The organism is Mesorhizobium sp. M1D.F.Ca.ET.043.01.1.1, from assembly GCF_003952385.1.
Classification (GTDB): Bacteria; Pseudomonadota; Alphaproteobacteria; order Rhizobiales; family Rhizobiaceae; genus Mesorhizobium.
Window position 1 is genome coordinate 2100901 of the sequence record NZ_CP034444.1, and the last position, 19070, is coordinate 2119970.

At 61.5% G+C, this 19070-nt stretch carries 20 protein-coding genes and 2 pseudogenes; 9 read left to right on the forward strand and 13 right to left on the reverse strand.

The window, feature by feature from the left end; translation table 11 throughout:
* Positions 1–108 precede the first annotated feature (108 nt).
* The 9 genes and pseudogenes from EJ067_RS10405 to rlxS all read left to right on the forward strand — a co-directional run.
* Positions 109–414, forward strand: a pseudogene (locus EJ067_RS10405) (zincin-like metallopeptidase domain-containing protein); the annotation flags it as partial.
* Between the two features lie 143 nt (positions 415–557).
* Positions 558–977, forward strand: a complete 420-nt coding sequence (locus EJ067_RS10410) for a DUF2958 domain-containing protein (protein ID WP_126078959.1) — start codon at positions 558–560, stop codon at positions 975–977.
* 79 nt (positions 978–1056) lie between these two features.
* Positions 1057–2295 carry a ParB/RepB/Spo0J family partition protein gene (locus tag EJ067_RS10415; protein WP_245467211.1) on the forward strand — a complete coding sequence of 413 codons (1239 nt, stop codon included), beginning with the start codon at positions 1057–1059 and terminating at the stop codon, positions 2293–2295.
* Positions 2286–2786 (forward strand): hypothetical protein, encoded by a 501-nt coding sequence (locus tag EJ067_RS35250; protein WP_245467213.1) that lies wholly within the window; start codon positions 2286–2288, stop codon positions 2784–2786. Before EJ067_RS10415 ends, EJ067_RS35250 begins: the two co-directional genes overlap by 10 nt.
* Positions 2787–3322: 536 nt before the next feature.
* Positions 3323–3646 (forward strand): DUF736 domain-containing protein, encoded by a 324-nt coding sequence (locus tag EJ067_RS10420; RefSeq protein ID WP_095811581.1) that lies wholly within the window; start codon positions 3323–3325, stop codon positions 3644–3646.
* Between the two features lie 150 nt (positions 3647–3796).
* Positions 3797–4057, forward strand: a complete 261-nt coding sequence (locus EJ067_RS10425) for a helix-turn-helix domain-containing protein (protein WP_095811580.1) — start codon at positions 3797–3799, stop codon at positions 4055–4057.
* Positions 4054–4602 carry a S26 family signal peptidase gene (locus EJ067_RS10430; RefSeq protein WP_095811579.1) on the forward strand — a complete coding sequence of 183 codons (549 nt, stop codon included), beginning with the start codon at positions 4054–4056 and terminating at the stop codon, positions 4600–4602. The genes EJ067_RS10425 and EJ067_RS10430 overlap by 4 nt, the downstream gene beginning before the upstream one ends.
* Entirely contained in the window at positions 4590–5273 is a 684-nt protein-coding gene (locus EJ067_RS10435) for a lytic transglycosylase domain-containing protein (protein ID WP_126078960.1), read from the forward strand. Before EJ067_RS10430 ends, EJ067_RS10435 begins: the two co-directional genes overlap by 13 nt.
* Before the next feature lie 191 nt (positions 5274–5464).
* Positions 5465–7432, forward strand: coding sequence for a relaxase/mobilization nuclease RlxS (gene rlxS, locus EJ067_RS10440; protein WP_126078961.1), 1968 nt, complete (start codon positions 5465–5467; stop codon positions 7430–7432).
* Between the two features lie 67 nt (positions 7433–7499).
* Here the strand turns inward: rlxS and EJ067_RS10445 are convergent, their stop codons facing one another.
* The 13 genes and pseudogenes from EJ067_RS10445 to nodB all read right to left on the reverse strand — a co-directional run bounded on the left by EJ067_RS10445 (position 7500) and on the right by nodB (position 18547).
* A complete protein-coding gene (locus EJ067_RS10445) occupies positions 7500–9059 on the reverse strand; it encodes an E2 ligase fold family C protein (protein ID WP_126078962.1) in 1560 nt (519 codons plus the stop codon).
* A 2-nt stretch (positions 9060–9061) separates the two neighbouring features.
* On the reverse strand, positions 9062–9550 hold the full coding sequence (locus tag EJ067_RS10450) for a Mov34/MPN/PAD-1 family protein (RefSeq protein WP_126078963.1): 489 nt from the start codon (positions 9548–9550) through the stop codon (positions 9062–9064).
* Positions 9547–10164, reverse strand: a complete 618-nt coding sequence (locus EJ067_RS10455) for a putative metal-binding protein (RefSeq protein ID WP_095811716.1) — start codon at positions 10162–10164, stop codon at positions 9547–9549. The genes EJ067_RS10450 and EJ067_RS10455 overlap by 4 nt, the downstream gene beginning before the upstream one ends.
* Positions 10157–10450 carry a DUF2604 domain-containing protein gene (locus EJ067_RS10460; RefSeq protein WP_095811574.1) on the reverse strand — a complete coding sequence of 98 codons (294 nt, stop codon included), beginning with the start codon at positions 10448–10450 and terminating at the stop codon, positions 10157–10159. Before EJ067_RS10460 ends, EJ067_RS10455 begins: the two co-directional genes overlap by 8 nt.
* A 949-nt stretch (positions 10451–11399) precedes the next feature.
* A complete protein-coding gene (locus EJ067_RS10475; protein ID WP_245467402.1) occupies positions 11400–11645 on the reverse strand; it encodes a hypothetical protein in 246 nt (81 codons plus the stop codon).
* 85 nt (positions 11646–11730) lie between these two features.
* Positions 11731–12000: pseudogene (locus EJ067_RS35265) on the reverse strand (hypothetical protein); the annotation flags it as partial.
* A complete protein-coding gene (locus EJ067_RS10485) occupies positions 11997–13172 on the reverse strand; it encodes a PAN domain-containing protein (protein ID WP_126078964.1) in 1176 nt (391 codons plus the stop codon). The pseudogene EJ067_RS35265 and the gene EJ067_RS10485, both read right to left, overlap by 4 nt.
* Positions 13156–14733: a hypothetical protein gene (locus EJ067_RS10490; protein WP_126078965.1), complete on the reverse strand. Its 1578-nt coding sequence runs from the start codon at positions 14731–14733 to the stop codon at positions 13156–13158. The genes EJ067_RS10485 and EJ067_RS10490 overlap by 17 nt, the downstream gene beginning before the upstream one ends.
* A 325-nt stretch (positions 14734–15058) precedes the next feature.
* A complete protein-coding gene (locus tag EJ067_RS10495) occupies positions 15059–15865 on the reverse strand; it encodes a thermonuclease family protein (RefSeq protein ID WP_189343229.1) in 807 nt (268 codons plus the stop codon).
* The gene (locus tag EJ067_RS10500) at positions 15862–16071 is read right to left on the reverse strand and encodes a hypothetical protein (protein ID WP_126078966.1); all 210 of its coding nucleotides are present in this window, start codon (positions 16069–16071) and stop codon (positions 15862–15864) included. The genes EJ067_RS10495 and EJ067_RS10500 overlap by 4 nt, the downstream gene beginning before the upstream one ends.
* Before the next feature lie 9 nt (positions 16072–16080).
* Complete coding sequence (locus EJ067_RS10505) at positions 16081–16464, reverse strand: excalibur calcium-binding domain-containing protein (protein WP_126078967.1); 384 nt, start codon at positions 16462–16464, stop codon at positions 16081–16083.
* Between the two features lie 15 nt (positions 16465–16479).
* Complete coding sequence (locus EJ067_RS10510; RefSeq protein WP_126078968.1) at positions 16480–16980, reverse strand: hypothetical protein; 501 nt, start codon at positions 16978–16980, stop codon at positions 16480–16482.
* 913 nt (positions 16981–17893) lie between these two features.
* The gene (gene nodB, locus EJ067_RS10515) at positions 17894–18547 is read right to left on the reverse strand and encodes a chitooligosaccharide deacetylase NodB (protein WP_126078969.1); all 654 of its coding nucleotides are present in this window, start codon (positions 18545–18547) and stop codon (positions 17894–17896) included.
* Positions 18548–19070: the final 523 nt, after the last annotated feature.

Here is a 19070-nt window from a genome sequence, read left to right on the forward strand (position 1 = left end):
AGGCCCTCGGGCCCGCCCGGCAAAGCGGCGGGCGTCCCACGCAACCAAAACTGTCCTGATTCTAGTTCAGGAAGATGACAGAAAGGACGCGCTGGAGACGGGTCCTAACACGAGCTTGGCCACTGGACCGGCCATCCAACCCGGCTTGCGCGCGACCTTTCCGGCTCCTTCGGCTCGAAGGCCTATGCGCGCGAGGAACTGGTCGCAGAAATCTGCGCAGCCTTCGTCTGCAGCTCTCTCGGCATCGAGCCGACCGTGCGCCATGCCGACTACATCGGCTCATGGCTCGCCGTGCTGCGCCAGGACAACCGCGCCATATTCCGCGCCGCCAGCCAAGCCACGAAAGCCGCCGATTTGCTGCTTGGCCTCAACGCCGGCGACGAAGGCAAGCCCCATGACGAGATTGCCGCATGAGCGCGCTCGATTGGCCATGCACGACCGCCTTGCGCTTCTGACGGCGCGCCGAGCGCGCGCGCTCGGCGCAGAAGCCGCTCGCATCCGCCTGTTTCAAAAAAGCCGCTCTCAATCAACCCGAACCGTTTTGGAGGAATTCCGCAATGATCCTGATCACCGACGACCTTTGCGCCCGTCTCCTCGCCAATGGCGCCTCCGACACCGAGACCGACCATGTTCCGGTCGTAAAACTGTTCGATCCGACCGGGGCAGCAACCTGGCTGTTGAGCGAACTGGACGCCGACGGCGACACGCTGTTCGGCCTTTGCGATCTCGGCTTCGGCTTTCCCGAACTCGGCAGCGTCAGCCTTGCCGAACTGCAAAGCGTCAAGGGCCGGCTTGGCCTCGGCATCGAGCGCGACCGCTGTTTCAAGGCCGAGTTTCCGCTCTCCGTCTACGCCGAAGCCGCTCGGCTGTGTTGCCGCATTACCGAGGATGAGCGGCTGCTGCGGCAGGCAGCAGACGCGCTTGCAAGCCCCCATTCCGAGCTTCCGCCTGACACGGCGGAACAGACGCGCCGCTAGGGCGCGAAAACCGTCCCGCCGCGCCGGCCTTGCGGCCTTTGCGGCGGGAAAACCTCAACCAGACCGAAGGAGACAGATCATGCAGCTTGCTCATATTCCCCTTGATAGGCTTAACATTTCCGCCCTCAACATGCGCCACGGCAAACGCGCGCCGGATATCTCTGACATCCTGCCGTCCGTTCGCGCGCGCGGCGTTCTCGTGCCGCTTCTGGTGCGGCCCAACGGAACGCCGGAAAGCTTCGAAATCGTCGCCGGACGGCGACGCTATTTCGCCGCCAAGTCGCTCGCCGACGAGCGCGGCGAGAGCGACGCCTTGCCCTGCGCCATCATGGAGGACGGCGACGACGCCGATGCGCTCGAAGCCTCGCTCATCGAAAACATCGCGCGCCTCGACCCCGACGAGGTCTCGCAATGGGAAACCTTCTCGCGGCTGATCAAAGAAGGCCGCTCCATTGCCGACATCGCCGCCACCTTCGGCGTCAGCGAGCTTCAGGTGAAGCGCATCCTGGCACTTGGCGAGCTTCTGCCCAAAATCCGCGAAGCCTACCGCCGCGAGGAACTCGACGCCGAGACGGCGCGCTATCTCACCATGGCTTCGAAAGCGCAGCAGAAGGACTGGCTGGCGCTTTATGCCGACCCCGAGCAATACGCGCCGCGCGGCTACCAGCTGAAACAATGGCTGTTCGGCGGCCAGTCGATTTCCACCAAGGTGGCGCTTTTCGCCATCGAGGACTATCCCGGCCTCATCGTCTCTGATCTCTTCGGTGAGGACAGCTATTTTGGCGATGCCGACCTGTTCTGGCTCAAGCAGAACGAGGCGATCGCGGCCAGACGCGACGCCTATATCGAGGCCGGATGGAGCGAAGTGACGCTGCTCGAACCGGGGCAGTATTTCCATTCTTGGGACCACGAAAAAACCCCGAAGAAGAAGGGCGGCAAGGTCGTCATCACCGTCTCGCATCGCGGCGAGGTCGAGTGTCACGAGGGCTGGCTGTCGCGCAAGGAAGCGCGGCGCGCCCGCGCCGATGGCGAGGGCGGCGAGCCGGACGAACAGGTCGTCAAACCGTCGCGGCCTGAGCTCACCGGCCCGATGCAGAACTATGTCGATCTGCATCGCCATGCCGCCGTGCGCGCCACCTTGCTCGACCATCCCGCTATCGCCATGCGCCTCATGGTGGCGCATGCGATTGCCGGCTCAAGCCTGTGGCAGGTGCGCCGCGAGCCGCAGCGCCCGGCGAACGAGACGGTCGCCGCCAGCCTCGCCGCCTGCAAGGCCGAAGCGGCCTTCGCCGAGAAGCGGCGCGAGGTTTGGCGCTGATTGGGCAAGCGGATGCCGATGGCCCGCTCGCCGGCGGCCATGGCGACGCCTTCGTTCTCGCCGGCTTCTTTGCCCGTCTGCTGGCGCTCTCCGATGACGTCGTCCTGCGCGTTCTCAGCCTTGTCATGGCCGAGACCCTCGAAGCCGGCAGTGCCGTCATCGAGGCGCTTGGGCATAATCTGAACGTCGACATGGCTGCTTCCTGGCAGGCGGACGAGGCGTTCTTCGAGCTACTGCGCGACAAGGAAGTCGCCAATGCCATGCTCACCGACATCGGTGGCAAGCCCGTCGCCGACGGCAATGTTTCGCAGAAGGTCAAGACGCAAAAGAAGATCATCCGCGACTTCCTTGCCGGCGAGAACGGTCGCGAGAAGGTGGAAAGCTGGCTGCCGCGCTGGATGAAATTCCCCGCCGAAAGCTACACAGCGCGCGGCGGCTTCCGCACCGCCGATCAGTGGGCCAAGGTCCGGCACCTGTTCGTGTCGGAGTGACCGGCCAAGCCTCGAGCGGCGGCATTTCGAAAGCCGCCGCTTGGGGCACCTCTCGGGCAGAACCGGTCGCACTTTCGCGATTTTTGCAGCGCACTGCCGGCGGTGGTCCAACGCACATCGATGCCCTTCGCCAGCCCTGTGCCAGGCCCGAATGCGCGCCGAGCGCCACACGGGGTTAGGCACGTCGTCGCTGGCTGCGGTGCCTGAACCCGTGCCAAGCCCGGTACCGCCATGTTGCTTGGGGATCGTGCCAGCCGATCGCGCGATCTGTCTCCCAAGCGTCTTTCAGGACCATTTCCCTGCGGTTGGCTTGTCGACCTATGGGCGGTTCCGGCCCGCCCGAAACCCTCGGCCAGCAGCTTTTTTCCCCGCCGCCCATGGCGGCTTCCTCGCGCCCGCTTCGCTCCAAAAAAGCCGCCCGCTCGGGTCCTGCGCTGCCGCTGCGGCCCTGTCGGGTTCAGACGGGCCGGACGCGCCCATCACGGTCCGCCATCGCAGGGGAATGGTCCCCGGCGACAGCAAAACAGGAGACTAACATGACCGCGATCGGATACGTCACCAAGCAGGAAAACGGCGGCTACAAGGGCCAGCTCAAGACGCTCAGCGTCCGCGCCGACATCGACATCGTGCCCAACCAGGGCAAGACCGCCGACAATCATCCAGACTTCCGGGTGCTGACGCAAGGCGTCGAAGTCGGCGCCGGCTGGACCCGCATCGGCGAGGCTTCCGGCAAGGACTATGTGAGCCTGTCGATCGCCGCCCCGGAGTTCGGTCCGCGCAAGCTCTACGCCAATCTCGGCCGCGCCGCCGGCCAGGACGATGACGACACCTACGCCATCATCTGGAACCCCGTCGACTAAAACGGCGGAGCTCCGAGCCCCGCGCCGCCACCGGCGCGGGGCTCATCCCAAGAGCGGCGAAAACTCGCCCCCGACTCTTCGCCCGTCCCCGCAGCGACCTCGCTCGCCCATCCTCTCCATTGCTTCTCCTTAAGCGACACGAGGACAATCATGGACGACGAAAACGAACGCGCCGCCCGCGCCAAGAAGGGCAGCCCGTTTCTCAATACCGCGCAAGCAGCCTTCTATATCGGCCTCTCCCAGCGCACGCTCGAAAAGATGCGGCTCAAGGGCGGCGGCCCGAAATTCCGCAAGCACGGCCGCTATGTCCGCTATCACATCGACGAGCTCGACGAATGGTCGAAAGGCCATCCGCACTACGGCGCTCCCAAAGCCGGTTCCACGCCGGCCGACGATGGGGGCCGCTCATGAGCCGGCGTCCTTTTCTGCGCATCATCGGCTCCGGCCTGCGCCGCGTTCGCGCCCGCAAGACGATCGCCATTGCCACGATTGGCCTCAGCCTTTTAGGCTTCACCACGTTCGCAAAACCCACGCCCTGGCTGGTCTGGAACGCCTCGGCCAGCGCGCCGATCGGCCTCTATCGCATCGCTACGGGCACGCCGGCGCTGGGCGATCTGGTGCTCGTCCGCCCGCCTGATTACGTGGCGTATCTGGCGGCCCAACGCGGCTATCTGCCTGGCAATGTGGCGCTGGTCAAACGCCTTGCCGCACTGCCAGGCGAGCATGTCTGCGCCTTCCATGACGCCATCATCATCGGCGGCGACATCGTCGCGCGCCGGCTCAAGATCGACGCCCAAGGCCGGCCCTTGCCATGGTGGAACGGCTGCCGGGCACTCACCAAGGACGAGGTGTTCCTGCTCGGCAACGAGACCAATCGCTCCTTCGACAGCCGCTATTTCGGGCCGGTGCCGGCCCAAAAAATCATCGGGAGGCTCGTGCCGCTATGGACCGAGTGACCCTCCTGATGTTGGGCATGATCGCCACCGCGCCATGCGCCTTTTCCGCCTCGACCGGCGCCGAGCCGGTCGCCATCTCCCAAAGTCCGCAGCTTGGAAAGTGGCAGAAGTTCGTCGCGGAAGCCAGCCGGCGTTTTCGTGTTCCGCAGGCCTGGATCCGCGCCGTCATGAATGCCGAAAGCGGCGGCAACACCATGCGCGACGGCCGCCCCATCACCTCTCGCGCCGGCGCCATTGGCCTCATGCAGGTGATGCCCGCCACCTATGCGGAGATGCGCGTGGCCAATGGTCTCGGCCCAAATCCGCACGATCCGCGCGACAATATTCTGGCCGGCACCGCCTATCTGCGAGCCATGTATGACCGCTTCGGATTCCCCGGCCTCTTCGCCGCCTACAACGCAGGCCCCGGGCGCTACGAAGGGTATTTGAAGCACGGCAAGCCATTGCCCAAAGAGACCGTCGATTACCTGGAGCAGCTCAGGGCGGCGGGGATTTCGGCCACCGACATGAAGCAATTCAAGGGCAAATCTGTCGCTCCGGAGGGGCCAAAGGCACCCTCGGGGCGCTCGTTGTTCTTCCTCCACGACCGTGTTCGCGCCGGCATGCGAAACGGCGATCTCTTCGTGCCGCTTGGCAAGGATGGCATGCGGCCAAAGGAGCCACATGGCTAGGAGTTTGGGGCGGTGGCGCGCGACAAGGGCAAGGCGCGTGAGGCAAGGCGCGTAAGGCAAGATAAAGGCACCGCCTCTTTGAGGTGGTGAAGTCTTTGTCTGCACATCGTTTTTCCAGGAGGCAGTTTGCGGCGCCAGGAGGCTGCGGCGCCTAAGCGGTTGATCTGGCTTTGGATTACCCGGAGGCCGGGATGCAGGATGATGAGTTCCGACCGAAGCTCGGGAAAATAGGCTCCCGCGGTTCGAAGGCCGGCAAACGCTATGCCGGTCAGGTTCGGGCCGCGATCAACAGGGCCGGCGGCCGGCCGCAGCGCGGTGGTCGCTTCACCGGAAGCCGTACAGGGCGCGGCGGGGCGGCGGCTGCGCTGCTGAAATCGCGCGATCGCTATGCCGCCTTCCGCCAGCGGCGGGTCGTCGTCAAAGCCCGCTTCGTCAAGCTCGCCGGCAAGGGCGCGGACGGGGCGCGTGCGCATCTGCGCTATCTCCAGCGCGACGGCGTCACCCGCGAAGGCGAAGCTGGCGAGCTCTATGGCGGCGATAGCGACCGCATCGATGGTAAGGCGTTTGCCGATCGCACTGATGGCGACCGCCATCAGTTCCGCTTCATAGTCGCACCAGAAGACGGCATCGAGTATGAGGACCTGAAGCCGCTGACTCGACGTCTGATGGCTCAGGTGGAAGAGGACCTCGGGACCAAGCTCGACTGGGTCGCGGTCGACCATTTCAACACCGGCCATCCGCATACGCATATCATCGTGCGCGGCAAGGACGATCGCGGCGAGAACCTCGTCATCGCAAGGCAGTATGTCTCGAGTGGAATCCGCGAGCGCGCGGCAGAGCTGGTCAGCCTCGACCTTGGACCTCGCACCGATCGCGAGATCGAACAGCGCCTGCGCCAGGAAATGGAGCAGGAACGCTTTACCAGCATCGACCGGCAACTGCTGCGCATGCGTGACGATGACGGTCTTGTTTCGACGAACGGCCGCGACACCTTTCGCCAGACGCTGCACCAGGGTCGCTTGCGAAAGCTCGAGCGGATGGGCTTGGCTGATGAAGTCGGCCCGGGCCGCTGGCGACTCGAGGGCGAGCTGGAAACCACCCTGCGGCGCATCGGCGAGCGCGGCGACATCATCAAGACCATGCATCGCGAGCTGGCCGGCAAGGGGCTCACGCGCAGTGCCGCCGACTGCGTGATCCACGATCGATCCGGCGAGGCGGCACAGCCCGTCGTCGGCCGCGTCGTGGCGCGCGGGCTCGCCGACGAAATCAATGACCGGCAATACCTTGTCGTCGACGGAGTTGACGGTAAAAGCCATTGGATCGACATCGGCAAAGGTGAGGCCACCGAACCCACGCCCGAAGGCTGCATCGTGTGTGCCACCCCGAGGAGCACCGAGCCGAGGCAGGTCGACCGTACTGTCGCCGAGATCGCCGCCGCCCATGGCGGCCATTACGACGTGGATATCCATTTGAAGCACGACAAATCCGCCACCGAGAGCTTTGCGCAAACGCATGTCCGTCGATTGGAGGCGATCCGGCGCGCCATCGGCGGCGTGGAGCGCGAGCCGGACGGCACCTGGATCATCGCGACGGACCATCTCGATCGCGTCTGCGACTACGAGCGCCAGCGGGCCAGGACCGAGCCCGTCACCGTCGAGAAGCTCACTTCGATGCCCCTGGAGCGGCAGGTCGGCTTTGACGGCGCCACCTGGCTCGACCGCGAGCTGGTCTCCGATATGCCGGGATCGTTGCACAACTCCGGCTTTGGCCGTGACGTCCGGGAAGCGCAAGCCCGCCGGCGGCAATGGCTGATCGCGCAAGACCTCGCGCGCGAAGAGCAGGATCGGATCGTTTACCGCGCCAACATGCTTTCGATCCTGCGGCAGCGTGAGTTGAACCGTGTGGCTGGCCAACTATCGGACGAACTTGGACTGTCGTATTCCGAAGCCAAGCCTGGGGTTCGGATAGCAGGCAGGCTGCGCGAAAAGTTGGAGCTTGCCAGCGGCAAATATGCCGTCATCGAGAAATCGCGCGAGTTCACGCTGGTACCATGGCGGCCTGTGCTCGATCGACACCTCGGTAAGGAGGTGTCCGGGATCGTGCGCGGTGAAGGGATTTCCTGGACCCTCGGGCGGCAGAGGAGCGGGCCAAGCGTGTGATAGTGGCGCCCCCATCGTCACGTCGCACAAGCCGCCGCCCTGCGGCAAGGGAGACGTCCGCGTCTGCTTAGGCGGCGGAGACATCGCTTAGCTGCTCAACGCTCTTGCCGTATTTGCGCCTGTAAGCGGCAAGGAAATCGTCGTCGCTACAGATGCAGCGGCCGCTGGAATCTTTGGCCTTCGGATCGTGCAAATGAGAGCCAAGGGGCCGCAAAAGATTCACCCGAGTGCTCGTCATCGGGCCCATGGGAAAACCCGCACTATGCTTGACCAGCTCCGCGGCAAGCATAATCCCGGCAAGCGCAGACTGAAACGCCATCGGAACCGCGGCTCGAACGAGGCGACTTCCATCACTGAGCTGGAACACCAGACCGCCGCAGATCGCCTGCTGATAAAAGGTGCGCAGCGGCTGGCCAACAAACGGGGCTAGCGGTTCAAACGGCACAGCCATCGCAGCAGCCACCCGAACAACAAAGTCGTTGGGAACTCCGGCATTCGTCTGCAGGAGCGTTTTCACCTGCTCCTGTGCTTCCGGTATTCCCAGTTCCTCGGCAATCAGCTGGTGCTCGTCCTTGGATTTTCCGGACGGCATGTACATGCAACAAAGGCAAGCCTGGCCGTAGTCGAAACCATGCCGGGAGATTCCGAGATCGTGCTCCTGGGTCCAGGCATTCGCGATCCATCGGGGCAGAGCACCTTGGACAGCCAGACGGTCGGCGGCGGTGTCAAGCGCCACACCCACCTGGTCGAAGACCCAATTGCCCCTGCGCGCAACATATTCTGCCCACTTCACCGGGTGCGCCTCGACATCGAGGGCGGTCGATCGAAGGACGGTGGTTGCAAGGACCGCCTTGGACATGCCTATCTCCGCCTGGCCGGCCAATGCGTAGCGCTGCAGGTTCGAGAGTTCGATCGCTTCGGGATCGATTACATGCAGGCGACCCGAGAGACCGGGTTGTCTCGCTAGTGTCCAAAGCGCGCCATGACCTATCGCGCCGAGCCCAACGAGGTGCGTTTCGCCAAGATTGACAGGGAAGTCGATCGGGCCGGCATCGCCGGCCTTGGTCTTGTCGTAGCTGTATAGCGAGAGGTCGATGGTTTCGTCCAACTCGGCGCCGGTCAGCTGGGCGGCGAAGATCGTTCGAAAGACATTGGCGGCGCCGAAACAACTGGCGGCGCCAGCTCCATAGGGCAGCAAACTTGGGCCAGAGCCCACCGGGTCTGTACGCGACAGCTTTGCCGCCCAACCGTCCGATCCCATGAAGAAGGTTGGGCACCGCAGTGATGGGCGCGTTGCCCCTGCCACCACGCACACGCTGGCAGACTTGCCGGAGCGCCGGATGCCTACTTTCGGATTAATCGACTTTGCCAAGCGCTCCAGCGCTCGGGCTTGCGAGTTTGCCGCGCTGTCCAAGGGGAGTATTGCCAGAACCGGATAGAGTCTGGCGAGCAACCTCACCGCAAGATCCAGCGTCGCGCGGCCTTCGGCGCACGAAGCGGCCTGATTGTCGAAGGCGACAGCCACGACCTGCTTTTCGAGAGCTGCCTTGAAGTCGCCCAGATGAAAGTCGGCCAGCACCTGAGATGCCGCCGTGGCAGCCCGGTCGATGAAGTTTGCAAGGGCCATCGTCAGCTCGTTATCGTGATCATTCGCATCAGGGCCGCGGACGCGACCTCATTCCAGTTCGCCTTTGCGTCAAGTCGATAGGCAGCGACGCGAGCAAGATCGAAAGGCTCACGGGCGAAATTCGGCACCACCAGCGACAGACACCCAACCGTTGTAGCAACCGCATAAGCGTCGTCGGTCGTCGAATGGTAGGCGCGGCCCGGATGGCTGTGAATCTGGGCCAACAGTTTCAGGCCGCTTTTGTAGAGCCAGACGTTGAGCCGGTGCAGTTCTTCGGCCGGAACTATCACGCAAACGCCATCGCTTGTCCGAATGTGACGCTGCGCCGGGATAACCGTCTCTGTCACGGCAAATTGCCGGTCTTGCTGAACGCCGACCCAGAGCGCCATCCCCTCATTGCCCTCGCGACCAACTGAGCGCAGATGCGCATGCGTGGTGGAGATGCAGCTCCGCGGGAGAGTCACGCTCGTTACATCTTTCAATTCAGTCATTCCGGTATCGCCTGAGGCGACACCGCCATTCCCACGATGGTCGGTTGGAGCTGAATCTGCAACTGCTCTATAGGGTTGATTCCGTATTTGATGATCTTGTCCAGAATGAAGGCCAAACAGCCTTCTCCAGAACCCCGATGAAGTAGCCATGGGTCACCCGAATGGGCTGGATTATCGTGGTATTCCCGCACTCCCGCCATGCACAGGAAAGGTTCGTGCTCGGGCCCGTTGGCCTGGATGAAGTCCGTCAGCGGCACGGCGTTCTGCTGGATGAGAGCTCCAATCATCTCCGGCGGCGTCCCGGGCAGCGGCGGGCGTCTCAGCATTTTCAGGTATAGATCTTTCCGGGCAATCCGCTGGCGCGTAAATGGATCGACGAAGCCCACCGACGGCGGTCTTAAGTCGTAGTTGGTGAAGTCGACCTCGCTCGCTGCGCTAATCACCCGCGGTTTTAACTTGGGGCTTCCGAAAATAAAGAAAGCGCGTGGGAAGCTCGCCTCAAGCAGGAAGCAGCCCTGAGCCCGATAGGCATCGGCATATGGCCGGAAACGGCCGATCTCCCGATCAAACTTCGCTCGGGAGACCTCCGGATCCACAGTTTGGGGTTCAGGCACCTGCAACGCCCGCCTTCAGACTGAGGAACAGGGTCACAGTGTTCGCGAAACCGAGATCGCCAACTTTTTTGTCGACGTCGAGCAAGTTGCCGGCCTCGTCCTTGAATTCCCAATTCTCGGCCGGTTGGGCGACGTTCTGCGTGTTTTCAAGGGCTTTGGTACGAACCACGTGCAGCGGCTGGTTGGGATTGGCTTCGACCTGCGTGGGCTGGCCGTTCACCACCACCGTGATCTCGATCTTGCCTGGCCCGCCGGCGTGATCGTTCTTACCTGAATCCTTCGACATTATCCTACTCCTGTGGCTTGCCAATCCCGCCCCCCGTGCCCACCTGCTGGTGAGTCCGTCGGTCTTCAATCGTCCACGCGGCGCCACGGACCGCGAGTACGCGAAAGACAGGGAATAAGCTACCGAATCGGTGCTGCGTTCTTTTATCCGTGACTTGAGCGGCAAGTAAAGGGACGGAAATTGCTCTTCACGACTATAATCGATTAGAGCAAGGCAAAATATTGAAGACCCCTCCCCGATTCCATGTGTTCCTTCACTCGCCTGCTCCACTTGCAGCGTGCAAGGTTGGCCGACCCCGTGCAAGTCAGCCGGCCGAGCTCGTGCAAGTCCGCCGGCCGGTATGATTTCATGTTCGGGCGCTGTGACGATTTGGCTGGGGCGGCTTCTGGCCACTGCAATCTTGACGCAGGGTTTATAGTTGCGGCAAGCGCATCCGCGCTGGGAACAAACGTTTTGAGCGGGCGGTTTGCCTGGCGCTGGCTGAAGTGCCTGCCGGCTGGCCGGCGAGCTGTCGCCGCGCCGAAAACTCTTGGCGGCGGCACCAGAACTGCGCGCCAAGGGCGCCGGCGACGTTATTTTTACTCCCGAATGAAGATGCTGTCGCCGGATCGCTTGTGACAAAAACCTGTCGCGCTTTGCGGCGCCGCGCCTGTTCGAGCGACTGTAACTGCTCGAGGCGGTGCGCGAGCTGTCGGGCCGCCCCCTTCCGGCTGTTTGGGCTGTAGCGATGAACCAAGCGTCCGCCCGCCGCAAGCCGAACGATCAGGCGTCGCTGTTCGGGAACATCAGCCGGTGGAACTGCGCTGGCCCGAATGGATGGGCCGCGTCGAAGCGGTGATCATTGCAGCCAACGAAGCGGCGCCGCGCGAGGTGCTCGCGCTGCGTCGTAGGCAAGGGGTGTCTTGACTTGGTCATCGATGAGATTCGCGCTGAACTCGCCGGCCGCCCTTTATGAGTTGTGTCGGTCGCCGGCGGCTAGCACCACCTGGGCGTTGTCGCTTTGCGCCACAGCGACAGGCTCAGGACAGGACGACTGGTCGGGTGGCAGCCGGTGATCGGGATCGTGAACCGCGACATGATCGCCGTCGACAAGATTGGCCGGAAAGATCACCAGGTCGGTGCCACCGGCATGACGCAGCGACAGGACAGGATGCCGCGCAGCCCGGCCGTGATGACCATGTCCGCAAGCTGCCATGATGGCGGGGTTTTCTTCTCGATGCGAGCGATCTGGCGCCCGGGACAGTCCCATTTTTGCCAGGGGCCGTCCCAGCCGTCCAGGAGTCGGCGATCGGTTCGTTGCGGTACCAGTAGATCGCCTTGTCTATGTCGCCGGTAAGTTCCGTCGCAGCCGAGATCACCTTCACCATCTCGCGCATCCGACCCTGCAGGCGCTCCGATGACGGGTTACGAAGCGTGTTGCGGTAAACCCCCGTCAACTGGGCCAGGTTGGCTACCTTCACGCCGAGCGCCTGCGATAACCGCTTCGGCGAGTTGTAGGGCGTCCGCGGCTCCTGCAGACTATCGAGGAAGCCTGTCAGGGATCGGGTCATTGATTGCCGGCTGCCTTCGTTCCCGAAGCCACGCCCTTGAAGACAGAGAGCGAGGACACCTGGTTCAGCATCGAACACATGTTGTTCGGACCATCGAAATTGAAGCCCAAGCATTTCTGGTCCACGGCGCAAGCAGTGACGCAACTGGCATAATTGCTAGGCTCGTTCGAATAGGAATCGCCTACGACCACCGTATTCTTGTAGAAGACTAGGCTGGAATACTCGACCTTGCTCGCGACCGCGGGCTTTGCTGCCATGGCGGCGTCCGGAGCCCTAACCAGGATCGAGGCATCGCCCTTCAGGAAGCACGCGGAGTGCTTCTTGTCATAGGTGATGGCCTGACATTGATCGTCACCCTCGCATCTGGTCTGGCATTGATCGAACGAGAGGTTCATGAGCGGCATTCCTTGGAGGTCGAACCCCATCGCGTCCCAACCATCTTGCGCGATGAGCTTCTTGGCCGCTTCGGCCCGTCCAGAAGGGAGCTCGAAGTCTGCTGGGCTAAAAGCCTTGCCGTCGAGCCAAGCACATTTGGATGCAAGCTCCCTGGCGGAATCGTCGTTTAGCCCGACTGATGCGAGTGTCGCTGGCGGCGCGATGGGAGCTTGGGGCGTCGCCGTTGGGGTCAGCCGGTTTACAAGGTCTGTGTTGACATCGACGCCGTTCACAAGCCGACGGGTGTAGCACCACGCTCGATCCCAAGTGGGATCGTTCTCTTCGGTGAAGTAGTGCCCCGATGTAAGCGTCCAGTGAGCACCCCCGAAGTCGACCTCCTTCGTGAGGAACTTGTTGAAATCCTCGGTCACCTTGTCAGGCTTGGGCAGCGGTGCCGGTGAAGGCTCGACCGGCTTTGCTTCCTTAGGTGGATCGGTTCGGACCGACTTGGGTTGTGTGGTCATGTCAGACGGATCGAGTCTGTCGGTGTGCTTCTCGACCGGCTTATCAGGCGCGACTGGCGGTCTGATCTCACGCCCGAAGAACAATGCTGCTCCATAACCAATGCCGACCGCAGCAACCGCCACGGCTGCGCCCGTCATCATCCTGCGGAAGGCATTAGCGCGGGCCATCCTGTCGTAGGCTGCAGCTTCAGCCTCCAGAGTGGGAATTGCCGCTTGCTTGACGACCAGGTCGACCGCCTTTTCGAGAAGTGCAGTGTTATGCCGGACCAGCACGTTTGCGACCGCCCTTTGCTGCTACCTTCACGAGATCCACGACGTCCGCCGGCAATTCCTCGTTCAATGCTTTGCGCAGCGCGTCTGGATCGTCGGTGAGTACTGGAACATACAGAATCTCCTTCACCACTTTTTCGACCGGGACCTCGACGCGCTTTTCCACCTCCCTGTCCACCGGCACTTCGACGGGCACTTTGACAGTTCGCACTCGGTGCCAGCGCCACCTTAGAAGCAGACGCCGGATCAGACGTGACAACCGGTTCTCGGAACGAGATTCAGCCTGTGCAGCGATGCGCTGCAGACCGAGAGCCACCATCGCGGTGATCGGTCCGGCAAGGCCGGCGATGACCGCAAGCGAGCCAAACCAAATGGCCGCTATCTTTCCTGCCTCGCCTTCGCTTACCTGTTCAGGCTTCTCGCTGTACCACCGCGCTGCAATTCGCCGGATCTGGTCAGTCCGAGCCAGCGGGATTCGCCTTTTCTCAAGCTCGTTGAGTTGCTTTGCTATCTCGTCGCGTCTCGCCTGGTTTGCTGCAAGCACCTTTCCTTCAGTCGCTTCGGCGCTCTGCGCCGCGGACAGGTCTTCTCGCGCTTGAGAAAGCCGTCGCTCCCAATCGGCCGAAATCTCGTCCAGTGACTTCTCCAGATCCACACGCCGATTTTGCAGCACCTGTTTCTGTTCATCGGTCATCTTGGGGCTTTGTAGCCTCAGCCGGTCGAACTCAGCGCGGGCAGCCGCGATCTGCTCATCAAGGTCCTGAATCTGCGGGTCGTACTTTGCCTCCGTCTTCGTGCGGGGATTAGCGAGCTTTCCGATCCCGTCTTCCCAGCGCTTCGCTGAAGCCGCGTCGCCGCTTACCCTGGCGTCTTTGATCCGTTCGACGTAACTGTCTCTTTGCCGCTCAAATTCCTCGACCGCTTGCTTGACCCTTGTGTCTCTTTCCGCAACCAGGTCCGTGCGCCTTTGCTCCTGATCCTTAAGCTGTTCTCTTGCCTTTGCCGCCTCGGGTGTCAGTGCCGTGGTGGCTTGTAGTTCCGCGTCGACATCCCCGATACGCGCTTGAATTTCCTTTCGTGCATTGTCGGCAAGGGTGCCCACCTCCTCAAGACCGGCCTTTGCTTTGGCAACCTGATCCGTCTGTTTTGCCGCTTCATCCGAGGCGGTCAGCTTTGCGTTTTCCCTGGTGAGAGTGTCGATCTCATCAGCTATCTCCTCGTATTGCAGTTCACGAAGAGTGCCGGCGCGCTCCAGGCCAAGCAGCACAGTTTCGAAAGTGATGCCGGCAAGCAGGAGCAGGAAGATCAAAAGTACAGGCTTCCAGAACCAGGACGCGCTGTACAGAAGCGTTGCGATCGGGATTTTGGTGAGTTCGGCAATCGACACGATGAAGAACGGAGCGCTTGCCAGAACCAAGTCCATTGCCGTGGCTGATTGGCTGGCTTCGAAGGCTTGAACACCCAAAGCCAGACCGGTGGCCAATCCGATGATGGATGCTGTAATCTCGAGCGCCCAAGCGCCACGGTATGTCCACTGGCCGTAGCTGGCCAGCTTTTGGCTCATGCTTGAATTCACTCGGCGCCCCGCCTTTTTACTTTCCCATCTTACCCTGCCATTTAATTGCTGGGCTTGCATCAGGAAATTTTCTGAAAGGGGACAAGGCGGTCAACAAGTTGGAAATATCCTTACTATGATCTGGACGAGTTGTGTTCCCGTTGAACAAGCCGGCAACAGAGCGCTCAGACATGGGCTCCTTTGGCCGCTTTCTCGGCTGGTCGAAACGCGAAGGGCCTACTTCAAGAACCCGAGTGCGGAGGTCTGTCGCACTGTTTTTGCGCAGGGACCGAGCTCGAACTGCAAAGAGGGGTTTCCGTCCTGTAGAGAAACTCTACCGCTTTGACCGTCTCCAACCGGCTGCGACGGCCTCGGCTTCCGAGCAGAACCACCTTTCCCCCTTAGCCGGGCTAATTAGGGTTACGCTATAATATTTTTGTCCCGGTATGTGATAGATGCGTTCGCCCTCAGCCGATATATTGCCCTTGATATTGCAGCCGGCATTTCCGCTACTGAAAACTGAAAGCGGTGCAGTCGTTGGCTCGTCGTCACTATGTTGCGCTCGCCAGTCCCACGGCGCCTGAAAAGATCCCACCCATAAACCGACCCTCGCAGCACTGGCCTTCGATTGTTGCGTTGCATATTCGCCCTGACTGTACTTCGGCCAATCGAGAGCTTCGCCATGCTCGACCATCCACGCCGCCACGTTGGCACCGTCAGATCGGGTGCAATCTCCGACAAAGCGCCCGTAGCGATCCCACGTAACGAACGAGCAGTGAATCGGCCTGGAGGCAGCCAGGAAATCATCCAGCGCTTGGGCGGAACGCCGGCCGCAGGGATATTCGAACCCCTTCGCATCGTCGCAGTACTGGCGGCTCTCCGGCGCGTCGATCCCGTTGAGGCGTATTCGTTGACCATGTACCTCGATCGTATCGCCATCGATGACCGAGGCGACTCCACCAATCGCGACTGGCTTCGGCTTGATCAGGTTTTGCAAATTGATCTCTGGCAGCGAGCCGGTGTTATGCATGACAAACTGCGTCACCAGGGCGGTAGCCGCCGCCACAGTTACCAGCACGAGGCGGAGCGGCACGCTTGCCCAACGGCTGGCGCGAGAGCGCTTGGCGCGGAAATGCTTCATCTGCCGCCAAACAGCCTTTTGAGCAGGCTCCAGAAACTGACGGTGGTGCGGTCATAGACCCGATTGTAAGCGGCTCGCTTAGGGTCGGTGACCCATCCCAAACCGCGTGGAGCCTTCATGCCGAGACTTTGCTTCACCATACGCTTAACAGATGTTCTGGCCGCCAAGCTGCGTTCGATGCTTGGTCTGCGGATCCCCACTTTCATTTTGCTCCCCTACCTCTCGCAACCCACGCCATCATGATCACGGTCAAGGTGGTTGCGATCGGACGGGCCGACCGAGACAGGTCCCTGGACGACAGGGTTGTTGCCTCTACCGCCGGCGCAGTCCAGATCGGCGCCGTTGTTTGGCAAGGCAGACGCCGGCTGCGGCGTTCCGCGGTACCTTTGAATGACAGCCGTCATCCGCTGCCCGTCGCCCTCGATCTTCGTGTTGTTGCTGTTGGGGTTGAACGGGTCGACCGTCTGGAGAAGCTGGTTCTGGCGAGCGGAGTCACCTGACGCCAACGTCATCGTGTCGTAGTTGTTGAGATAGTCGGCCGCGCAGCCGCTAACACTCAAGGCCACGATTGCGACGCACATCGAGATCTTCCTTCGCATGACGTCGTTCCCGCCTTACACCGGGGAGGGATTGATGCCGGCTGATTTCAACTTCACTCCAAGTTTAGCTCGCGTGGCGCAAGCCGCCTTGTCACCAGCAACGCATTTGTTGTTCGCATCCTTCCAGTCCAACAGGGCGGTGTTGATCCAGCTGCCAGGCGCGCGGGCAATCCCATAGGGCGTAGCCGATGCACCGGTAACAACCGGCGCTGCTGCCGCGCCAGCTTGTCCATGCGGCGCACGCTTCCAGCCGCTGATGATGAGACAATTTCTCATGAAATCATCCTCGGCAATCGCATTGCCGATAGCATTGCCAACCCCGGCACCGGCAACAAACCCCGGCGACCCGATAGCAATATAGCCTTGGTCTACTGACCTTTTCTGAAGTTCGCACTGTGCATGAGCGACATCGAAACTCGGCCCATACCCGATCTGAACGTAATCTGCTTGATTGCTAGTTTGACAGCCGCATAGAGCGGCAGCCGCACAGAGTGCCGGCAACACCTTTATTTGCATATCCCCCCAACCCCTCCCATGGCTGAGGCCAGCATCTCTCAAAGCAAATATTAGCGCAAGAGACCAAATCCATTCTGGTGAACGCTGAACTGAAGTTGCTGTCGTCTGATATTGTCCGGGTGTAACGGGCGCTCTCAGCTGGCAAGCATGCTTGGCCAACCCGCTCCATCGAATGACCAGACCATCTCACTCATGACGGGGGATGAGGTACGCTCGTATCGGAGAGCAAACACGAACCAGCGTCATTACAGCCTCTCCGTGTTCGCCTTCTGTGCTTCGAAATGCCTGATTGTGACAGTCCGGGCGCGATGTCGACATCTGCACGCCGGTCGAAGCCGCGCTGGCTATTCAAACGGCGGCGAGACTTGATGCTTTGGATTCGCTAAATTGTTGTGACGGCCATGGCAGAGGAACGCACCTTTGCGCGATTGCGTCCCTCCTTCCCCTCATCATCGGCTGCGAGCGGTGGGCGGCGAAAATCACCATGACCGCATTCGCTTGCAGGCCCACATGGCCGCATGTCGGCGGCGCATGTCAATGTCGGCGGCGCCATTACCAGGTGGGAGGAGGCCCAGCGCAGCAGCGCCGTTCTGCACCACGAACTCGGCCAGGTGAAAGATGGCGTCGCGCGCCGGATTATCGTGACGATCAACGAGCAGATCCACAGCGGGGTGCGCGAGTCGGAGGACCGGCCTGATTCGCAGCCGAGCGGTCGGGCGTATCCCCTTATAATGGCAACGGCGGCTTGGTTGGCCAAACCTTGTGGACGTAATCCGCGATCCCCGAGGCGCGCGCGATGTAAACCTCCGGCAAGTCCAATAAAAACATTTATGGCGAAGTGGGTCATATGCAAGCCCTTCATAAGCAAGACCACACGATAAAGGCTGGGAAAGCAGACATACGATCTTGCATTTCAGTGATGTACTGGAAGCGAGCGAATTTCATATCCGCTGGCATGTAATGCCGGAATCAGATTGGACAGCGCCACAACGGTCTGGTCGCGCAGACCGGCTTGAGTGCCGGAATCGTCGGGAGGGCAACCGTCATGCAAGAGCACGATTGCGCCAGGCCGGACCGAAGCGAGCACTGCATCGACGATCGCGTCGGTGCCGGGCCGCGCCCAGTCTCTTGGGTCTATCGACCAATGAAGGGCGGCCAGCCCGGCGATCTGTGACGCAGTGAACACTTCTTCGCTCCAGGCGCCGTATGGCGCGCGAATGTAGCGGATCGAAGCCTGCGGGCATGCTCCCATGATGGCACGGTTCGCCTCAAATACCTCACGTTGCACTTCGCCCAAGCCGCATTTGGACAGATCCGGATGAGACATCGTGTGGTTGCCCACCTCGTGCCCTTCTGCGATCATTCGCTGAAGGAGATCCGGGTGCTCTGCGGCATAGGCACCAATGACGAAGAAAGTCGCTGGCACCCCGTTTTGCGCCAGCACATCGAGTATCTGTGGTGTGAAAAATGGATCGGGACCGTCGTCAAACGTCAGGTAAACGCTCGGACGGCCGGTTCCATCAGCGCATTCACTCTGCACCTCATATATCTTATCAAGATGCTTCATAGCTGCGTATCCTCAATTGTTGTACCGGACATCGGCCGCGCAATCGGCATAGCCAAGAGAGCACGTGCTCAACGCGCGAGACGTGCAGGTCGGGGTTCGGCACTCCGGAGTGGGCTCGTTCGCGAACGTAGACGCAATGGCCGCCACGCCGTACCGACGATCTGGTCGAAAAGCAGAGCGGCTCGCTTAGAGTTCGGCGCAGAGCAGGAAAGCACACACCAGAAAACGCATACACCGACAAACACCACCTAAGGCCGCATCTTGAATTGTTCTATGCGACGTCCTTTCAATCGGCAAAATCGATTGTTTCGATGACGAGCATCCACTTTGCGGATAGACGAGACAAAGGCCTTGAATCTGAACCTCCTGGTCGTGCGACGCACCCACCGAGCGCACCCTCACGGGGTGGCAAGCAGATCAACCCCAAGAGCCGGCCATGAGCGCGTCCGTGTGCCCGGCTGTCAATTATTCCGACGATGGACTGGTTACGGCGAGCACCCACGAGCGTGGCCTACCCCGCGCG

What these genes read in the sequence shown, in the direction of transcription:
- EJ067_RS10410 (WP_126078959.1), top strand. Translation starts at nt 558, where the DNA reads ATGATCCTGATCACCGACGACCTTTGCGCCCGTCTCCTCGCCAATGGC.
- EJ067_RS10415 (WP_245467211.1), top strand. Translation starts at nt 1,057, where the DNA reads ATGCAGCTTGCTCATATTCCCCTTGATAGGCTTAACATTTCCGCCCTC.
- EJ067_RS10420 (WP_095811581.1), top strand. Translation starts at nt 3,323, where the DNA reads ATGACCGCGATCGGATACGTCACCAAGCAGGAAAACGGCGGCTACAAG.
- EJ067_RS10425 (WP_095811580.1), top strand. Translation starts at nt 3,797, where the DNA reads ATGGACGACGAAAACGAACGCGCCGCCCGCGCCAAGAAGGGCAGCCCG.
- EJ067_RS10430 (WP_095811579.1), top strand. Translation starts at nt 4,054, where the DNA reads ATGAGCCGGCGTCCTTTTCTGCGCATCATCGGCTCCGGCCTGCGCCGC.
- EJ067_RS10435 (WP_126078960.1), top strand. Translation starts at nt 4,590, where the DNA reads ATGGACCGAGTGACCCTCCTGATGTTGGGCATGATCGCCACCGCGCCA.
- rlxS (WP_126078961.1), top strand. Translation starts at nt 5,465, where the DNA reads ATGCAGGATGATGAGTTCCGACCGAAGCTCGGGAAAATAGGCTCCCGC.
- EJ067_RS10445 (WP_126078962.1), bottom strand. Translation starts at nt 9,059, where the DNA reads ATGGCCCTTGCAAACTTCATCGACCGGGCTGCCACGGCGGCATCTCAG.
- EJ067_RS10450 (WP_126078963.1), bottom strand. Translation starts at nt 9,550, where the DNA reads ATGACTGAATTGAAAGATGTAACGAGCGTGACTCTCCCGCGGAGCTGC.
- EJ067_RS10460 (WP_095811574.1), bottom strand. Translation starts at nt 10,450, where the DNA reads ATGTCGAAGGATTCAGGTAAGAACGATCACGCCGGCGGGCCAGGCAAG.
- EJ067_RS10475 (WP_245467402.1), bottom strand. Translation starts at nt 11,645, where the DNA reads ATGGCAGCTTGCGGACATGGTCATCACGGCCGGGCTGCGCGGCATCCT.
- EJ067_RS10490 (WP_126078965.1), bottom strand. Translation starts at nt 14,733, where the DNA reads ATGAGCCAAAAGCTGGCCAGCTACGGCCAGTGGACATACCGTGGCGCT.
- EJ067_RS10495 (WP_189343229.1), bottom strand. Translation starts at nt 15,865, where the DNA reads ATGAAGCATTTCCGCGCCAAGCGCTCTCGCGCCAGCCGTTGGGCAAGC.
- EJ067_RS10500 (WP_126078966.1), bottom strand. Translation starts at nt 16,071, where the DNA reads ATGAAAGTGGGGATCCGCAGACCAAGCATCGAACGCAGCTTGGCGGCC.
- EJ067_RS10505 (WP_126078967.1), bottom strand. Translation starts at nt 16,464, where the DNA reads ATGCGAAGGAAGATCTCGATGTGCGTCGCAATCGTGGCCTTGAGTGTT.
- EJ067_RS10510 (WP_126078968.1), bottom strand. Translation starts at nt 16,980, where the DNA reads ATGCAAATAAAGGTGTTGCCGGCACTCTGTGCGGCTGCCGCTCTATGC.
- nodB (WP_126078969.1), bottom strand. Translation starts at nt 18,547, where the DNA reads ATGAAGCATCTTGATAAGATATATGAGGTGCAGAGTGAATGCGCTGAT.